13 protein-coding genes and 1 pseudogene are annotated in these 17,799 nt (G+C 54.1%); 4 read left to right on the forward strand and 10 right to left on the reverse strand.

Translation table 11 applies throughout. The features are described 5' to 3' along the window. Positions 1 to 178: 178 nt before the first annotated feature. Positions 179 to 2,125 carry a protein-arginine deiminase family protein gene (locus F1379_RS25385; RefSeq protein ID WP_150275269.1) on the forward strand — a complete coding sequence of 649 codons (1,947 nt, stop codon included), beginning with the start codon at positions 179 to 181 and terminating at the stop codon, positions 2,123 to 2,125. Between the two features lie 71 nt (positions 2,126 to 2,196). Here the strand turns inward: F1379_RS25385 and F1379_RS25390 are convergent, their stop codons facing one another. From F1379_RS25390 to F1379_RS25420, 7 genes are read right to left on the reverse strand one after another with little or no spacing between them, the layout of a single operon-like run. Next, positions 2,197 to 2,844 carry a response regulator gene (locus F1379_RS25390; protein ID WP_150275270.1) on the reverse strand — a complete coding sequence of 216 codons (648 nt, stop codon included), beginning with the start codon at positions 2,842 to 2,844 and terminating at the stop codon, positions 2,197 to 2,199. Continuing rightward, positions 2,841 to 3,884 carry a sensor histidine kinase gene (locus F1379_RS25395; RefSeq protein ID WP_150275314.1) on the reverse strand — a complete coding sequence of 348 codons (1,044 nt, stop codon included), beginning with the start codon at positions 3,882 to 3,884 and terminating at the stop codon, positions 2,841 to 2,843. Before F1379_RS25395 ends, F1379_RS25390 begins: the two co-directional genes overlap by 4 nt. A 35-nt stretch (positions 3,885 to 3,919) precedes the next feature. Then, positions 3,920 to 4,378, reverse strand: coding sequence for a GAF domain-containing protein (locus F1379_RS25400; RefSeq protein ID WP_150275271.1), 459 nt, complete (start codon positions 4,376 to 4,378; stop codon positions 3,920 to 3,922). Between the two features lie 47 nt (positions 4,379 to 4,425). Further along, positions 4,426 to 5,112, reverse strand: a complete 687-nt coding sequence (gene narI / locus F1379_RS25405) for a respiratory nitrate reductase subunit gamma (RefSeq protein ID WP_150275272.1) — start codon at positions 5,110 to 5,112, stop codon at positions 4,426 to 4,428. Continuing rightward, entirely contained in the window at positions 5,109 to 5,675 is a 567-nt protein-coding gene (gene narJ, locus F1379_RS25410) for a nitrate reductase molybdenum cofactor assembly chaperone (protein ID WP_150275273.1), read from the reverse strand. The genes narI and narJ overlap by 4 nt, the downstream gene beginning before the upstream one ends. Further along, complete coding sequence (gene narH, locus F1379_RS25415) at positions 5,668 to 7,233, reverse strand: nitrate reductase subunit beta (protein ID WP_150275274.1); 1,566 nt, start codon at positions 7,231 to 7,233, stop codon at positions 5,668 to 5,670. The genes narJ and narH overlap by 8 nt, the downstream gene beginning before the upstream one ends. Further along, positions 7,223 to 10,897 carry a nitrate reductase subunit alpha gene (locus tag F1379_RS25420; protein WP_150275275.1) on the reverse strand — a complete coding sequence of 1,225 codons (3,675 nt, stop codon included), beginning with the start codon at positions 10,895 to 10,897 and terminating at the stop codon, positions 7,223 to 7,225. The genes narH and F1379_RS25420 overlap by 11 nt, the downstream gene beginning before the upstream one ends. 299 nt (positions 10,898 to 11,196) lie before the next feature. On the opposite strand from F1379_RS25420, the gene F1379_RS25425 reads away from it, so the two are divergent. Next, the gene (locus tag F1379_RS25425) at positions 11,197 to 11,616 is read left to right on the forward strand and encodes a hemerythrin domain-containing protein (protein ID WP_150275276.1); all 420 of its coding nucleotides are present in this window, start codon (positions 11,197 to 11,199) and stop codon (positions 11,614 to 11,616) included. 16 nt (positions 11,617 to 11,632) lie between these two features. On the opposite strand, the pseudogene F1379_RS25430 reads toward F1379_RS25425, so the two are convergent. Then, positions 11,633 to 12,058: pseudogene (locus F1379_RS25430) on the reverse strand (Rrf2 family transcriptional regulator); the annotation flags it as partial. 149 nt (positions 12,059 to 12,207) lie between these two features. On the opposite strand from F1379_RS25430, the gene hmpA reads away from it, so the two are divergent. Both hmpA and F1379_RS25440 read left to right on the forward strand, forming a co-directional pair. Next, entirely contained in the window at positions 12,208 to 13,386 is a 1,179-nt protein-coding gene (gene hmpA, locus F1379_RS25435) for an NO-inducible flavohemoprotein (RefSeq protein ID WP_150275315.1), read from the forward strand. Positions 13,387 to 13,486: 100 nt separating this feature from the next. After that, positions 13,487 to 14,023 carry a flavin reductase family protein gene (locus F1379_RS25440; RefSeq protein WP_150275278.1) on the forward strand — a complete coding sequence of 179 codons (537 nt, stop codon included), beginning with the start codon at positions 13,487 to 13,489 and terminating at the stop codon, positions 14,021 to 14,023. Positions 14,024 to 14,409: 386 nt separating this feature from the next. On the opposite strand, the gene F1379_RS25445 is transcribed toward F1379_RS25440, so the two are convergent. Together F1379_RS25445 and F1379_RS25450 are read right to left on the reverse strand one after the other, a co-directional pair. Next, entirely contained in the window at positions 14,410 to 15,345 is a 936-nt protein-coding gene (locus tag F1379_RS25445) for a phosphotransferase enzyme family protein (protein WP_150275279.1), read from the reverse strand. Between the two features lie 192 nt (positions 15,346 to 15,537). Further along, positions 15,538 to 17,784: an ATP-binding cassette domain-containing protein gene (locus F1379_RS25450; RefSeq protein ID WP_150275280.1), complete on the reverse strand. Its 2,247-nt coding sequence runs from the start codon at positions 17,782 to 17,784 to the stop codon at positions 15,538 to 15,540. Between the last annotated feature and the right edge of the window lie 15 nt (positions 17,785 to 17,799).

Raw genomic sequence — 17,799 nt, forward strand, 5'->3', positions numbered from 1 at the left:
TATCTCTCCTGTCACCATTGTATCCGCCGATCCCGCGCACATATATAGGGGAGTACCCTTTCCCTGACAGGGTAAACCCTGAAAAAAAGCTCAGTTCCGGTCCGGCCCGGAAGCGCATGGTATATCTTGTTATTTTATTCACATACTACATTTTAACGCAAAGAAGGAGTGACCTGTCATGGAAGCAATCCTGCTATACAATAACGATGGAGAGAAATCGAGATTTTACTTCAATAAAACAGACGGCCATATCTTGCTTAAGGAGCAATCGAATGTCGATGTTTTCTATGTACAGGATGATCAGTGGACCCTTTTGATGCCAGATATCCCATTGAATAATCCCTTGCCCTATGAAGGACTTATGAGCATATCGGGTAAAAGCAACGGCTTTGGGTATGCTGTCCTGCATCATGTTACAGAAGGAGGGGCAATTTCCGACGAGCTGCGCATTGATTTCGCGGACATTCCGGTCGTCCTTGATATCGACTCCAATCGTGACGGCGACATTAATCCGCAGGAGGCGGGCAAAGGCAACTGGGTATGGGGCAAAAATGAACCGGGGGCCATCGTATTGGTAAACAATGACCGCGATCATTCCGACATTACCCCTGCGCGAAACGAACATTCTGAACATACCCCGTTAATAGTCCGGCCTACAGGACTCCAGCAATTGCCGGAGGGAATTGAACTTGTGCTGTACACTCAGCCTGAAGCGGCTCAGCGGTTCGGTGTATTCCGCATTAACCAGATCGGACAGCCCGAGTGTATTTTGGGGCGTAAATCCAAGGAGGAGCTCATTTCGAAATCCGTTCCACTAGATCCCCGCGGCGAGCAATTGTTTATTGAAGCTTACGAGTTTCCCGGCCCTTATTTTGAGGGATTGGTGACCCTGGAATTGCATTTGCGCAGAACAGGAGGCATTCCTGCAGCGATTGATACTGCTGTGTTTCGCGTAGCGCCGTGGATTATGATGCCGAATTCACTTCCTGTAGCAGAAGTGTATGCCTGTGTAATTCCCCCTTCCGAAAGCGGGGAAAACTCTAAGTTTCTGGAGGGATTAACAGATGCCTGCAATCAGCTGGGCGTTCCCTTACGGCTAATCCCCTACGAAGACAATAAGGGAGACCGCTGGATTCAGGATGAAATCGAAATCGGGTATTGTGAAAGTCCGACCCACAGCATGCCTGTTGTTTTCGACAGCCCGCGTAACAGGGAACTTGATTCTTTCCCGGAGCAAAGTCTGTTTGGACCTGATTTTGGCCATTTTCAAATCGGCGGAAGCACACCCAATTCACTTGATTCCTTCGGCAATCTGGAAGTGAGTCCACCTGTTGTTGTAAAAGGCCGGCAATACCCGCTCGGACGGATTATATTCGGAGGCCGCGCTTATGGCGACTACCAGGACAGTTCCCGGCAGATGATGCCGCATCTGCGCCATTTCCTTCATGCCCAGAAGGTGCAAAGTCCGATTGAAATTTTTACAGATTGGCTGGCTGTGGGTCATGTAGATGAGATTATTAACTTTGTCCCCGCAGAGAACGCCAAAGGGTTCAAAATATTGGCCGCATCCCCGATGCGCGCCAAAGCGGTGCTTGACCGCCTGGCTCAGGAAGGCCACAGCAACGCGGCAATGTTCGAGGGTCTGTTCCATGAGCTGGACGGACAACAGGTCTCTGCGCAGATTACCGTCGGGGAGTTATTGTCCGATGCCCGCTTCTGGAGTGAAAACCGCTTTTTTCAAAAATGTATGGACATTAACCGTATTATACTGAAAGAGCATCTCGATATCACCGACGCCGATGTTATTGAGATCCCGGTGCTGTTTCATCCGCGCTCCGTTGCGGACAATCGGACAGAGGCTTATTTTCCTGATATGGTGAATCATCTGGTCATTGGCAATACCAGTCTGGTACCCAAGCCTTACGGTCCTGTCATTGATGGCGTGGATGAATTTGAACGTTCCTTCAGAAAAGCGCTTCCGGGCCGGGACATCCGGTTTATCGATGACTGGTACAGCTACCATCAGAAATCGGGAGAAATACACTGCGGAACCAATGTGCGCCGTAAGCCTTTTGAGCATATGAAATGGTGGGAGTTCTTACCCGAAGGCGGGTATAACATTTAGGGAATCAAGGCCAAACATGCTTGGATACAAAACAAGGGGGAACCCCATGCCTTATTGGCAGTGGCTCCCCTCTAGAAGTCCAGCATTTTTTTGCGAAGTGCATATTCGACCAGCTCCGGCCGGCTCTTCAGGTTCAGCTTCTCCATAATCTTCGCCTTGTGGGCTTCCACTGTCTTTACGGAAATGAACAGCTTCTCGGCAATCTCCTTGTTGCCGTACCCCTTGGCGATCAAAGGCAGGATTTCCAGCTCACGCTTCGATAAGAGCTCGAACAGATCCTCGCTGTTGTCGGACTTATCCTTCTTGATGAATTCGCGGACCAGTGAGGTCGCCATCTTGGGATGAATATAAGTGCCGCCTTCATAAATTGTCCGGATCGCAAGCAGCAGCTCCTCGTCCGGCGCGCTCTTGAGCACATAACCCGAAGCTCCGTTCTTCAGCACATGGAACAGATATTCTTCGTCATCATGCATGGTCAGGATCAGGATTTTGGTATCGGGATAATCCTCTTTGATCTTGCCGGTGGCAATCAGGCCGCTCTCTCCGGGAGGCATGCTCAAATCCATAATCAAGAGATCCGGCCGCATTCTGGCCACCATGGCATAAGCCTCAAGGCCGTCTGCCGCCGCCCCGATGACCTCGATATCCTCCTGAAAGTTCAGAATCATTGAGAAGCCGCTGCGCACCATCGCATGATCGTCGGCAATGACGATTCTCATTCGGGAATTCCCTCCTTTCTGTTGGACCCGCTTACGGGAACCTGCAGCAGAATCCGCGTGCCCCGGCCAATTACGGAATCCACACTGAAGGTGCCGCCGACCAGCTCCGCCCGCTCCTGCATGCCGAACAAGCCCAGACCGGTGCCGTCGGGTTCATCGCCCGGCTGAAAGCCGATGCCTTCATCTTCGACCAGCAGCCGCAGCAGACCCTCGCTCTCGGTCAGCGATACCCGGACTTTATCCACCTGGGCATACTTCAGGGCATTCAGGACCGCTTCCTGGCAGACCCGGTACATAATCGTTTCGATCTCGCTGCCGTACCGCTTCTCTGCCAGCTGGGAGTGATAGTCGATGACTAAGCCGTAGCTTTGCTCCATCCGTTTGAAATGCGAGCGGAACGCCGCCTCCAGCCCGAAATCATCAAGCGCCGCCGGACGCAGCTCGACCGACAGGTTGCGGATATCATTCAGCAGCCGGGTCATCGACATTTCGGTCTGCTTCACCTTCTTCAGCAGCTGCTCGTCGCCCGTCATATATTTGAGCAGCCGCAGGTCAATGACCGCGCCCATGACTTCCTGGGCCACACTGTCATGCAGCTCGCGGGAGATCCGCTTGCGCTCATTCTCCTGGGCTTCTATGACATGCTTCATCATTTTGTTCTGGTAGAACTTCTCCTGGGTCTTGAACTGCCGAGTCAAATCCCGCAGCATAAATACACGGATGCCCGCCGCGGCGTCGATGGTGTGGAAGGTTGCAGCAAACGGAATCATTCCCTTATCCCGCGTCTCCAGATAGACCTGATATGAGCTGAATTCCTCGGCATCCGGTGTATGGAAATAACAGTTCAGGCAGGTGCGCAGCTCCATCTCGCTGGTGTAGCCCCGGCAGGTCCCGCACAACGCCTCGGGATTTCCCTGATAGAGCTGCTTCAGAATATCCTGATCGACGATATTCTCGGCAGCCGGATTCATGGCCAGCGCTTTCCCTTGCCGGTCGAAGAAGAATATGGCTTCGGTGCTGTTCTCAAACAGCTTCATCATCAATGAAGCGGACACATGTTCAGTTCCCGGGGTTCTCAACTCAGCAACAATTCCTTCCCGTTCAATTCTCCGATTCCCTTGCGGGCCACGGCCTCCAGGACAAGAAGCATCTCTGCGGTAACCCGGCGTCCGTCGCGGAAGCCCCCGAGCAGCACACCCGCCACACGGGCGTCATTCCAGACAGGCACCGCCCCGATGCTGTTCAAATTCTCCATCTTCGTGATGGGATAGTTGAACAGATAGTCCGGCTTCACATCCTCCTGCACCGATGAGATCAGGAATGGCTTGCCGGTCTTGAACACGATACCCGCTATCCCTCTCCCCGATTGCAGCACGATCCGTTTATAACGCTCACCAGTGTTGCCGGAGGCATATTTCCAGCGGATGACATAATCATACTCTGCCGGTTCGGCCAGGGCGAGCGACATGAAGTCATATCCCAAATCCTTGCGGATTCTGTGGAGTTCATGATCGTAATCCACCTTGTTGGTCATCGCGTTCTCCCCTATATAAACGGCAGCGGAAGCCTTGCTTCCGTACCTTAATTCGATTTATTTCTTCTGTATAGGATATAACTTCTGCCGATATAATTCAACGGAACGCTCCAGACATGAACCAGCCGGCTGAAAGGCCAGAAGGCGAAGATCGCGAAGCCGGACAGAATATGCAGCTTGAACGAGAACGGTACATCCGCCATCAGCGCGGGATCGGGACGGAACATGAACAGGCCGCGGAACCAGACGGAGATGGTCTCCCGGTAATCGAACTCGGGCTGGACCGCATTGGTGACGACGGTGGAATACATGCCCATGAAGACGATGAAGAGCAGCAGCGAATTAACGATCAGGTCGGAGGCGCTGCTGAGCCGGCGCACATTCTTGATTGTGAAGCGGCGGGAGGTCAGAATAAGCATGCCCAGCAGCGTAGCCACACCGAAGAATCCGCCGATATAGACAGCTCCGATATGGTAGAGATGATCATTTACTCCGAGTGCCTCCATCCATGACTTCGGTATGCCGAGTCCGGCAACATGGCCGAAGATGACCGGAATGATGCCCAGATGGAACAGAATGCTGCCGAATTTCAGCTGCTTTTTCTCAATGAATTCGCTGGATTTCGCCGTCCAGTTGAACTGGTCCTTGCGGTAGCGGTAAATATGTCCGCCGATAAAGACGACGAGACACATATATGGGACGATAACCCAAAGAAACTGGTTGAACATATTCATGAACGAGGGGCCTCCTGTCGTACACAAGCCTTAATGGTTTCGCGCAATCCTTTGACCAGATGGGCGTACGGGCTTTCATTCCGCTCCAGCGCCTTGAGCAGATGATACGTGCCGTCTTCAAAGATGGCCATCAGCATCCGGAAATTCTCCGGAGCGTCCGGATTTCCCCGCCACTCTGCGGCATAGAGGAATTCACACATCAGCGGCAGGTAATCGGGCAGCTCGCCTTCCGGCATTTCGAGGCCGAACATTTCATAGAGCAGCTTCGTCTTGGCCAGGATTTGCCCCCGTTCCTTGGCATCCTCGAACTTGAAATAGGTCATATACAGGGCACAATGCTTCTGAAAATCAAACGTGGCCGCATATTGCTCCTGAATCTCCTCCAGGCTGTAGTTCTGCATGAGCGTCCAGTAAGTCTGTACATGCTCATATGCCGGATGAGCGGCGTCAAACGCTTCCTCCAGAAAAGCCGGATGGAAATCCAGCTTCTCCGGATACATGAGCTGCAGAGAGAAATAACCGAAGGATTGCTTATATTTATGCAATTGGTCTAAATCAATCACGCCAGATCCCTCCGTAAAAGTTCTCTTCAAGCGTTTGTTTGCCGTCCTTGATGGTGATCCCCGGTGCGCTGGCCGGACCGCAGCCGCTGCAGCCGGAGCCCATATCGCCCATCAGGTCGCCGAAGCCCGCCGAGCCTTGGGCGCGGTAAGGATTCATATGCTGCTCCTTGTGGGAGGTCGGAATGACAAAGCGGTCTTCATACTTGGCAATGGCCAGGAGCCGGTACAGATCCTCCATCTGCTGTGCGGTCATTCCCACGCGTTCCAGACGCGCAGCGTCAAATTCCTGTCCAGTCGACTGTGCGCGCTTATAGGAGCGCATCATCGCCATCCGCTGCAATGCTTCTTTGACCGTCTCTGTATCGCCTGCTGTCAGCATGTTCGCCAGATACTGGATCGGCGTACGCATCTCTTCGATGGCCGGGAAGATCATATCCGGGTTGTTCAGCGAATCCTTGCCTTCAAAATAATTCATGATCGGGCTAAGCGGCGGTACATACCAGACCATCGGCAGCGTCCGGTATTCCGGATGCAGCGGGAATGCCAGCTTATGCTCGATGGCCAGCTTGTAAACTGGCGAATTCTGGGCAGCCTCCAGCCAATCCTGCGAAATCCCGTCGGCTTTGGCCTGGGCGATAATTTCCGGATCATGCGGGTTCAGGAAGAGATCGCACTGGGCCTGGTACAAATCCTGCTCATCCGGCACGGATGCGGCGTCATGCACCTTGTCGGCATCATACAGCAGCACACCCAGATACCGGATGCGGCCGGTACAGGTCTCGGAGCATACGGTCGGCAGGCCCGCTTCCACGCGCGGGAAGCAGAACGTGCACTTCTCGGCCTTATTGGTCTGCCAGTTGAAGTAGACCTTCTTGTACGGGCAGCCCGTCATGCAGTAACGCCAGCCGCGGCAGGCTTCCTGGTCTACGAGGACAATGCCGTCCTCGTCGCGTTTGTACATGGCACCGGACGGACAGGAGGCGACACAGCTCGGATTGAGGCAATGCTCGCACAGCCGGGGCAGATAGAGCATAAAGGACTGCTCGAAGTTGAATTTAATCTCTTCTTCGATCTTCTGGATGTTCGGGTCCTGCGGTCCGGTGACATGCGCTCCGGCCAGGTCATCCTCCCAGTTCGGTCCCCATTCGAGGTCCATCTTCTCGCCCGTTACCGCCGAGTGGGCCCGTGCCACCGGACTATGCTTCTGCTCACCTGCTTCGGTAAGATGCTCATAGTTATAGGTCCACGGTTCATAGTAGTCCTTCATTTCCGGCATATCGGGGTTATAGAAGATTTTGCCGAGCGCGATCTTGGACAGCTTGTTGCCGGACTTCAGCTCCAGCTTGCCCTTGCGCAGCTGCCAGCCGCCTTTATACAGCTCCTGGTCTTCCCAGCGCTTCGGATAGCCGATCCCCGGCTTGGTCTCCACGTTGTTGAACCACATATACTCCGCACCTTTGCGGTTGGTCCAGGTTGTCTTACAGGTCACACTGCACGTATGGCAGCCGATGCATTTATCCAGATTCATTACCATTGCCACTTGCGCTTTAATTTTCAAGCCAGTCAACCTCCTTCTTCTTGCGGACGGCTACGTAGACATCACGCTGGTTGCCGATAGGTCCGTAGTAGTTGAAACCGTAGCTGAGCTGAGCGTAGCCGCCGACCATCTGCGTAGGCTTCAGATGGATACGGGTAGGCGCATTGTGACTCCCGCCGCGTGTATCGGTAATTTCCGAGCCCGGCACCTGAATGTGCTTATCCTGGGCATGGTACATGAACATCGTGCCGCGCGGCATCCGGTGGCTGACAACCGCCCGGGCGGTGACAACACCGTTGCGGTTGTAGACCTCCAGCCAGTCATTGTCGTTAATGCCGTGGCCCTGCGCATCCTCGTCGTTGATCCATACGGTTGGACCGCCGCGGAAGAGCGTCAGCATATGCTGATTGTCCTGATAGGTGGAATGGATATTCCACTTGCCGTGCGGCGTCAGATAACGGAGAACCAGCGAGTCCTGGCCGCCCTTCACTTCCTTGTCGCGCGGACCGAATACCATCGGCGGCAGCGTCGGCTTGTAGACCGGCAGCGCTTCGCCGAACTGCTGGAAGATTTCATGGTCAATATAGAAATGCTGTCTTCCGGTCAATGTACGGAAGGGAACCAGCCGTTCGATGTTGGTCGTGAACGGCGAATACCGGCGGCCCTGCTTGTTCGAGCCGCTGAACACCGGCGTCGGAATGACCTCGCGCGGCTGTGCCGTGATGCTCTGGAAGGTGATGCGTTCCGCTGCCCGGTCGGCCGAGATGTCGCGCAGCTCGACGCCCGAGTCCTTCTCGGCCTGCGCATATGCCTTCTGCGATACGCGGCCGTTCGTCGCCGACGACAGGTGCAGAATGGCATCGGCTGCCTGACGGGCAGTCGCCAGCTTCGGCAGTCCGTTCTTGATGGATTCGTCGTAGTAGACGCCGCTCAGCTTCTTCAGCTCTTCGTACTCTTCGGCCACGGAGAAGCTGATGCCGTGGGCGCCGGCCTTGCCGATTGCCAGATTCGGGCCGAGCGAAATGAATTTATCGTGAATCTTGGTATAGTCGCGTTCGACGATGCTCAGGTTCGGCATTGTTTTGCCCGGAATGGCGTCAACCTCGCCCTTGGCCCAATCCTTCACCAGCCCCATCGGCTGGGAAATCTCTCCGATGGAATCGTGTCCAAGCGGTGTGGAAACCAGGTCTTTATATACACCCGGAAGATGAGTTTTGGCCATCTCGGAGAACACCTCCGCCAGCCCCCGGTAGATATCCCAGTCGGAACGGGATTCCCACAATGGATTGACGGCCGGATTGAACGGATGCACAAACGGATGCATATCGGTGGAAGACAGGTCTGTCTTCTCATACCAGGTTGCCGCAGGCAGCACGATATCTGCATAGAGCGGAGTAGTCGTCATCCGGAAATCGAGGGCTACCATCAGGTCAAGCTTGCCTTCCACATCCTCGCGCCAGATGATTTCCTCCGGCTTCTCTTCGGTATTCGGCTCGGCCAGCAGGCCGTCCGAGGCGCCCAGCAGATGCTTCATGAAATACTCCTGGCCCTTGGCGGAGCTCGAGATCAGATTCGAGCGCCAGATGAACAGCGAGCGCGGGAAGTTCTCGGGTGCGCCCGGGTCTTCAACGGCGAACCGGGTCTTGCGGGACTTCAGCTCCTCCAGGGCATGGCCCACGATATCGCTGTTAGAGGACTTGCCCTGCCGCGCAGCTTCTTCGGCGAACAGCAGGCTGTTCTTGTTGAACTGCGGGAAGGACGGCAGCCAGCCGAGCCGTGCTGCCAGCACATTATAGTCGGCCGGATGACGGTAGGCGACCTCGCCCCCGGTCGGCGACTTCAGCGAGTCGGTGCCGCTCTCTTCATACCGCCACTGCTCCGTGGCGAAGTAGAAGAAGGAAGTCGCATTCTGCTGGCGGGCTGCGCCCTGCCAGTCTTTGGCGAAGGCGACCGTGGACCAGCCTTCAATCGGCCGGCATTTCTCCTGGCCGACATAATGCGCCCAGCCGCCGCCGTTGACGCCCTGGGATGCGGTCAGCACGACCAGGTTCAGGATCGAGCGGTAGATCGTGTCGCTGTTGAACCAGTGGTTGATGCCCGCCCCCATAATAATCATCGAACGGCCGCCCGTATCAATGGAATTCTGGGCGAATTCGCGGGCGATCTGCACCACGACACTCGCCTTTACTCCGGTAATCTTCTCTTGCCAGGCCGGCGTATAATGCGACGCTGCATCCGTATACCCCTGGGCATTCAGCGGACTGGCGGTCCGGGCGATACCGTATTGGCTCATCATCAAGTCATACACGGTGGCGGCCAGCCGCTCCGTGCCGTCTGCCAGCCGTATGGTCCGGGCCGGAATGACCCGCTTGAATACGCCGTTGCCGGCATTGTCGAAGTAAGGGAACACAATCTCTGTCCATTGCCCTTCATGCTCTTCCATGCTTAGAGCCGGTTCAATCTTGGTACCGTCTTCCCGTTCCAGAATCAGGTTCCAGGCTTTGCCTTCCTCCCAGCGCTGGCCCATGGTGCCGCCCGGCACGATGACTTCCCCCGCAGCTTCATCGAAGATGACCGGCTTCCAATCGGCATGCGGTGTGGTATCACCCAGATCGCTCGCCCGCAGGAACCGGCCGCCCTTCCAGGAATCCTCATGCTCATCGAGCAAAATCAGGAACGGCATATCTGTAAATTGCTTGGCATAATTAATGAATTGCGCTTCCCGGCGCTCGTGGTAGAACTCATTCAGAATGACATGCGTCATAGCCTGCGCAAGGGCAGCGTCGGTTCCCGGGTTCGGCGCCAGCCAGTTATCGGCGAATTTGACATTCTCGGCGTGGTCCGGCGCAACCGAGACAACCTTCGTGCCTTTATAACGCACCTCGGTCATGAAGTGGGCATCCGGAGTGCGCGTCAGCGGCACATTTGATCCCCACATGATCAAGTATCCGGCGTTGTACCAGTCGGAGGATTCCGGCACATCCGTCTGCTCGCCCCAGATCTGCGGCGAAGCCGGCGGAAGATCGGCGTACCAGTCGTAGAAGCTCAGCATCTGGCCGCCCAGCAGCGAGATGAAGCGGGCGCCGGACGCATAGCTGACCATCGACATGGCCGGAATCGGTGTGAACCCGGCAATCCGGTCGGGGCCATACTTGCGGATGGTATAGATTAGCTGGGCTGAAATGAGGCGCAGCACATCATCCCAGGCGACACGGATATGGCCGCCCTTGCCGCGCGCTTTCTTGTATTGGCTGGATTGTTCAGGATTCTCAACAATGCTGGCCCAGGCATCAATGTAGTTGTCGTGCTCGGTCAGCGCTGCCTGCCACAGCCGCCACAGCTTGCCGCGCACATACGGGTATTTCACACGCAGCGGACTGTACTCATACCACGAAAAGGTGGCTCCGCGTGGACAGCCGCGCGGCTCGAACTCCGGCATATCCGGCCCGCAGGAAGGATAGTCGATCTGCTGGTTCTCCCAGGTGATGATGCCGTTCTTCACGAACACCTTCCAGCTGCAGGAGCCTGTACAGTTCACTCCGTGGGTCGTGCGGACAACCTTGTCATGCGACCAGCGCTGGCGGTACATGTTCTCCCAATCTCTGTTCTTCTCCTCCAGAATGGACCAGTTACCGGAATAGCTCTCGAGCGGCTTGAAAAAATTGAGACCAAATTTCTTCTTCATCGATGTCGTACACTCCTTTGCAGAACACTCATTAATCCCATTATGAATCTGCCGATTCCCGGTTCCCATTAGGGAATGTCCTATTGAGGAACGGGAAATCCCTTGATCTGCAGCCGCAGCCGAATCCACAGCAAATAAACCTTTCCCCGGGGAGAAAGGTTTAGCTTTAATTCTATGGTTCGCCCGAAATCCTGCTGCCTTAGGGAATTCCCTCTTTCGCAGCGGGGAACTCCTTAGCGGGACATCCTCCGCCCGCTTCCATGCTATACTAGGAACCAAAAAAAGAGAGGATGAATCCGATGCCAGGACCTTCATTATGGCAGCACTCCGCCCACCACGCTATCCATGAGGGCGGACTGTCAGGAGCGGTAACCCTAACCGGAGAAATGGAAGAGCTGCTGCTCGCCAAGGAATTTACCGTGGCCCGCCAGGCGGCCGAGCATTTAATCGAATATTGGGAGACCAGGATCATCAGTCATGCCGATGCCGAAGAAGAAGGCTTCTACCAGGACATGGTCCAGAAGAATCCCAGGTTGGCGGATGACGTCCTGCGCCTGGCCCGCGACCACGAATTGATGCGGATCATTATACGTGACATCAAGGTCTTATTGGCCGAGCAGGGTCTCACTCCGGAGGTGCTTCTTCAGTTTCATGCACTGCTGGTATTGAACGGTGTTCATAGCCGGGAAGAGGAGCGTCTGTTGTTCGGACAGGATTGAGCGGGTCATTCATCTGCAGCAGCGCCCTCAGATCTTCCGTATTAACCAATAAATCCTGCAGCGTGTATTCGTCCAGCACCTGCAGGTAGGCCTCAAGCGCCCTTCCGAGTGCTCCCTTCAATCTGCACACCGGGCTGATCGGACAGCTGCCGCCGGAAGGCTGGAAGCATTCCACCAGATAGAAGTCGTCCTCCATCCGGCGGACTACCGCTCCGATATTGATCTGTTCCGGCGCAAGCGCCAGCCGTATCCCTCCACTGCGCCCCCTTACGGTCTCAATGTATCCCGCTTTCCCCAGTTCATGCGCTACCTTCATCAGATGGTTCTTGGAGATCCGGTATCCGCCGGAAATCTCTTGAATGGTAGACAACTTACCCCGCTGATTACTGCCCAGATATATCAAGATACGCAAGGAAAAATCGGTGTACATAGTCAGTCTCATATTCCACTCCTACGGATGCATTGATGTGATATTTGTAACAAATAATAACATATAAATTGTCCATTTTGTTAAAGTGGTATTTTAAATATATCTTTTTGCTTAAAAAGCGTATATATTAAATTCGTATTATTCGAGAGGAGTGGATGATCATTTTAACTCAGCAAACCAGAGATATCGTTAAATCAACAGCACCGGTCTTGGCAGAACACGGCACTACGATTACCACTGTTTTTTACCGCAACTTGTTCGAAGCACACCCGGAGCTGCTTAATGTGTTTAACCATGCCAACCAGGTTCAAGGGCGCCAGCAAGCAGCGTTGGCCAATGCAGTGTATGCTGCGGCAGTGCATATCGACAATCTTGAGAATATTTTGCCGGCAGTTGTGCAGATTGCCCATAAGCATGTCAGTCTGGGAATTAAACCCGAGCATTATCCGATTGTCGGTGAATTTCTGCTAAAGGCCATTAAGGAAGTGCTTGGCGACGCAGCTACGCCGGAGATACTTACCGCCTGGGAAGAAGCTTACGGTGTGATTGCCGATGCTTTCATCGGGGTGGAAGACAATATGTATCAAGCGGCCAGAGAGCAGGAGCATGGCTGGAATTTCTTCAAACCGTTTACGATTGCCCGTAAAATTCAGGAGAGTGAAAATATCACCTCCTTCTACCTGAAGCCGGCGGACGGCTCCAAAGTACCGGACTACAAGCCTGGCCAGTACATTTCTGTACGGGTATCCATTCCGGGCGAGCAGTATTTAATGATCCGCCAGTACAGCCTCTCGCAGGCACCTTCAGCGGATGAATTCCGGATCTCCGTGAAGCGCGAAGCCCAGCATGATCCGAATGGCGTCGTATCCTTGTATCTGCATGAGCAGGTTAACGAAGGAGACACGGTTGAAGTGAGTGCGCCTGCCGGCGAATTTGTGCTGGACACCGCCAAAGCGACACCGGTAGCCTTTATCTCCGGCGGCGTCGGCATTACGCCGATGATGAGCATGTTCGAAACCGTCGCTGCCGTTACTCCCGAGCGTCCTACCGTGTTCCTGCACTCTGCCCGGAACGAAGCGCTTGGCGCTTTCCGTGCCGATGTGGAGAAGCATGCCGCCGCGATGAGCAATGTGCAGACCAAGTTCTTCTATTCCGGCGGTCCGGACGGCGTGATCACAGGCGAAACGCTGGGTAAATACGTGGATATTGCCGGGGACGCCTATGTATGCGGACCGGTACCTTTTATGGAGGCCATGATCCGCGAGCTGCATGCGCTCGGCATGAAAGAGGAACAGATTCACTACGAATTCTTCGGGCCCGCCCTGCAGCTGAATCACTAGAAATGTGACTGCGGTCACCCAGCCTCTTTCCCGGCTTGCGTTATGCTTTTGAAATGGAGCTGCCACAATGTGGCAAGTTAGATTTCAGGAGGATTGCGTAATGGAGAAGGTAGCTGTGAATTATGAGAAAATGTATTATGGATTTCCGGTCATTCTGGTGAGCTTCTATGATGAGACCGGTCTGCCGAACGTAACACCCATCACTTCCTCGTACACACTCAAGGACATGATTATGCTCGGCTTCAGCAGCAAGGGCTATGCTGTCAATCAGCTCAAGAAGGTCAAGGACTTCGTAGTCAACATCCCTGACCGTTCCCTGCTGGATGCCATTGAGTACTGCGGCAGCCATTCGGGTTACGAAGTGAGTAAATTTGAGAATGTTGACCTAACGCATGCCAAAGGCCACATGGTAAACGCTCCGGTTATCCAGGAATGTTCCATAGCTATCGAATGCACGTTGACGGATGTAGTGGAACATGAGCAATTCAAAGGAATTACCAATGTGCTGGCGCAAATCAAGGGCCGGTATGTAGCTACAGAAGCGCTGCACGAAGACGGCAGCCTCGCCGCCGCAGAGCTGGATCAAGTGGTCTGCTTCGGAGACGGCCGCAGCAAGAGCTTCCGGTATTTACAATAGGAGCGGATGGATACTTAGAGGGTACAAATAAAGAGCAGCGCAGCGATTCCCGGACGGTCCGGGAACTGCTCGCTGCTTTTTGTCAAAAGAAAATAGCGGCCGGATATCCAAGCTTTCGCGATAGTCAGGGCCAAGCTCAGGCCTAACCTCAGGCCAAACTCAACGTTCACTGCAATTAGTTCGATTTCCGCACACTATTTCGGCCTGCATTACGGATTTCAGCAATCTAATTCGATAATCGCCACTTAAATTGGTCGAAATTGGTGAACTCACTACTTTCCACCCATATTAAGTGGCGGATATCCAACTAAGTCTGTGATTATCTCGATATGAGTCAAATTAAGTGGCGATTTTCCAACTACAGTCTGCCAACAAGGGTTGCGGGCTCAGCTAAATCCGGTCACATAAGGCCGGCCGCTTAACACTGACGATTCCATGTCCTCCAAATACCGTAATTGTGCCGGTGATAAGCTGCTTTTGTCGGCATATAGGCAATGATAGATGAAGGAGTACAGGTGCCTGTATTCAATAAAATAGCCGATCTCTTCCAGGGAAGGAACAGTAGAATGACTCTGCTTGTACCCTTGCATGAATGCTTTACAGAATTCGGCGGTAAAATGTTCTCTATCCCCGGCTGCTGCGGTTTGACCCGAATGGTATATCGCAATAGCGATATCGTAGGCGAACCAGTGATGCTCACTGTCCCCGAAATCAATCACATATAACGAGTCTTCGCCTGCAAGCAGGTTGCCGTGATGCATGTCGCCATGGATCAGTCCGTAGCTGTCGCCCGCCACCGGAAGCGCCGCGAATTCCCGGCGATACTGCTCCCATTTCTCAATAATCCGGCTGTTTATATCAGCTGATTGGACGGCGTGATAGACACTGTTCCCGTACCATTGCGGCAGTCCTTGATGTCCGCCATATCTGGCCGCAGCCGCATGAATTTGCCCCATCGTTTCGCCCCATTGCCTAAACGTCGCCGGGTTCCACAGCTTGGGGTCGGCTGGACTTACGGCTTGTCCGATAAGCTTCTCATACATTACACAGTAATGTTCATTGCCGATATGCCGGATAAAAGCATTCCCGTCCACGCGCAGCGGACGCGCCACCTTCACCCCTGCGGAATGCAAATAATGCAGCCATTCCATCTCCGCCAGCAATCCCGCTTCATCTACTTCGGACCTGTCTAAAATCTTGAGGATTGCGCTATACTCACCGTCAACTTCAAATACATTGCCGCTGTAGCCTCCGATCAGCTTACAATCCTCCGGCTTAATGCCCATAGAAAACAGGGTTTCTTCTACGATCTCTGCTCGCATTCTCCGCCCTCCCTATTTTGTTGATCCCATACATTATCTTACTTTATCTTTAACAGATTTGTCCTCTCTGCACCTTGGCTTGCCGCATCACAAAAACCGGGCTATTGTCTTCGTGAGACAATAACCCGGCATGCGACGGCGAATTCCGAAATAAAGGCAGAAGCCGAAGATATGAACCGCCTGAAAGCGGAGCTAATTCAGAATATACTTCGCCGTAACCGACTGTGCACAAGCCGCAAGCCCGGCGGGCGGCCCTTCGTACAGCAGCTCTCCGCCGCCGCTGCCGCCGTCCGGACCCAGGTCAATGATCCAGTCGCCGCTGCGAATGACATCCAGATTATGCTCGATGACAATGACGGTGTTGCCTTTATCGACGAAGGTGTTGATAATCTTCACAATGTTGGATACGTCGGACATATGCAAGCCGGTTGTAGGTTCATCCAGAATATAGATGCTCCCCTTCGTGCCGAGCTCCTTGGCCAGCTTCAGCCGCTGGCATTCCCCGCCGGACAGCGTGCTGAGGGGTTGTCCCAGCGTCAGATATCCCAGTCCCACCGTTTCCAGACCGTTCAGCTTGCCGCGGATATCCTTCGTTTCGAAAAATTCCAGCGCCTCGGAAACCGTCATCTCCATAATGTCGACGATATTCTTGCCCTTGTATTGATACTGAAGCACTTCCTGCTTATATCGGCTGCCGCCGCATTCACTGCATTCCACTTCCATCTTGTCCATAAAAGACATATTCAGCTCAAGTACCCCTGTTCCGCCGCAGGCCGGACAGGCACCGGTGGAGTTAAAGCTGAACAATCCGGCCTCCACCTGGTTGGCTGCTGCAAAAGCTTTGCGGATCGCCGACATGATATCCACAAAGGTGGCCGGATTGGAGCGGCTGTTCGCATGAACCGGACTTTGGTCGATACGGACGGCGTCCGGATAATCCCGGGTGAATACCTTGTTGACCAGTGTGCTTTTGCCGGAGCCGGCCACACCTGTGACTACGGTGAACAAGCCTTTGGGAACCCGTAAACCAATGTTCTTCAGATTATGCAGGCTGCTTCGGCGGCTCTCCAGGAATTCACCCGCCGGCCGGGGCTGCTGGTTCATCTGCACACTTCTGCTCAAATACTCGGCGGTCAGGGTCCCGGAGGTCAGCAAACCGTCATAGCTGCCGCTGTACAATATCTGTCCGCCGCCGGAGCCGGCCTTCGGTCCGACATCGATGACATGATCGGCAATGCGGATGACATCCGGATCATGCTCGACAACGAGGACGGTATTGCCCTTGTCCCGCAGCTTAACGAGCAATTCATTCAGCAGATGCACATCGCGCGGATGAAGACCGGTGCTTGGTTCATCGAAGATATACATCAGCCCGGTCAGATTGCTGGACAAGTATTTGACCATCTTGACGCGCTGGGACTCTCCGCCGGATAGCGACGGCGTCTCCCGTGTCAGGCTCATATAGCTAAGCCCGATGTCGCACAGATTGCCGAGCCGCTCCAGAACCCCGTCGATCAGCGGCTTGGCCGCAGGCATATTCCAATCGCGCAGCACGGCGATCAGTTCGTCTATCTCCATGGCGGTCAATTCATGGATGTTATAGCCGTTGATTACTGAAGACAGGACTTTGGCGTTATAGCGGGTTCCGCCGCATGCCGGACACTCGCAGGCCGTCGTGAAATTCTTCAGAATTTTGGCGCTGGATTTGGTGGAATCCTTCTCCCGCTGCACATTGGTCCGCATGAAGCGGACAGCAAGCCCCTCGTACGTGGCATTGAAGTCGGTATTCATATGGGTGAGCGCCACCTTCTGAGGCTGCGCATACACCAGCTTCTTTAACTCGTTGGGAGTATAGTCTTTAATGGGCTTATCGTTGTCAAAAAAGCCGGAATCGCCGTAGGTCTTCCAGTAATAGGTACCCGGTGCATGGCCCGGCAACTGGATCGCGCCTTCATTCAGCGACTTGCTCATATCCAGCGCTGCCTCGGTATTCAGGGTGATCGTCTGTCCAATGCCTTCGCATTCGGGACACATGCCGGCGGGATCATTGAAGGAGTAAGCATTGCCATAGCCCAGGTGGGGCTCGGCAAACCGGGAATACAGGAGCCGCAGCAGCGGATTAATATCCGTGGCCGTTCCCAGTGTAGACCGGGCATTGCCGCCTAACCGCTTCTGGTCGACGACGACGGCCGTGGACAGGTTGTTGATTTCATCGGCCTCCGGCCGGCTGTAGCGGGGAAGAAACAAACGCACGAAGCTGCTGTATGTCTCATTCAACTGACGGCCTGCTTCCTGCGCGACCGTGTCAAAGACAATGGATGATTTGCCGGAGCCGGAGACTCCGGTGAAGATCGTGATTTGTCCTTTCGGGATCTGCAGGCTGACATTCTTCAGATTGTTCTCTCGGGCATTGACGATTTCAATATACTCTTGCTTCATCCATATCCCCCTTCA

Source organism: Paenibacillus tepidiphilus (genome assembly GCF_008635795.1).
In the GTDB taxonomy this organism is placed as follows: Bacteria; Bacillota; Bacilli; order Paenibacillales; family Paenibacillaceae; genus Paenibacillus_AQ; species Paenibacillus_AQ tepidiphilus.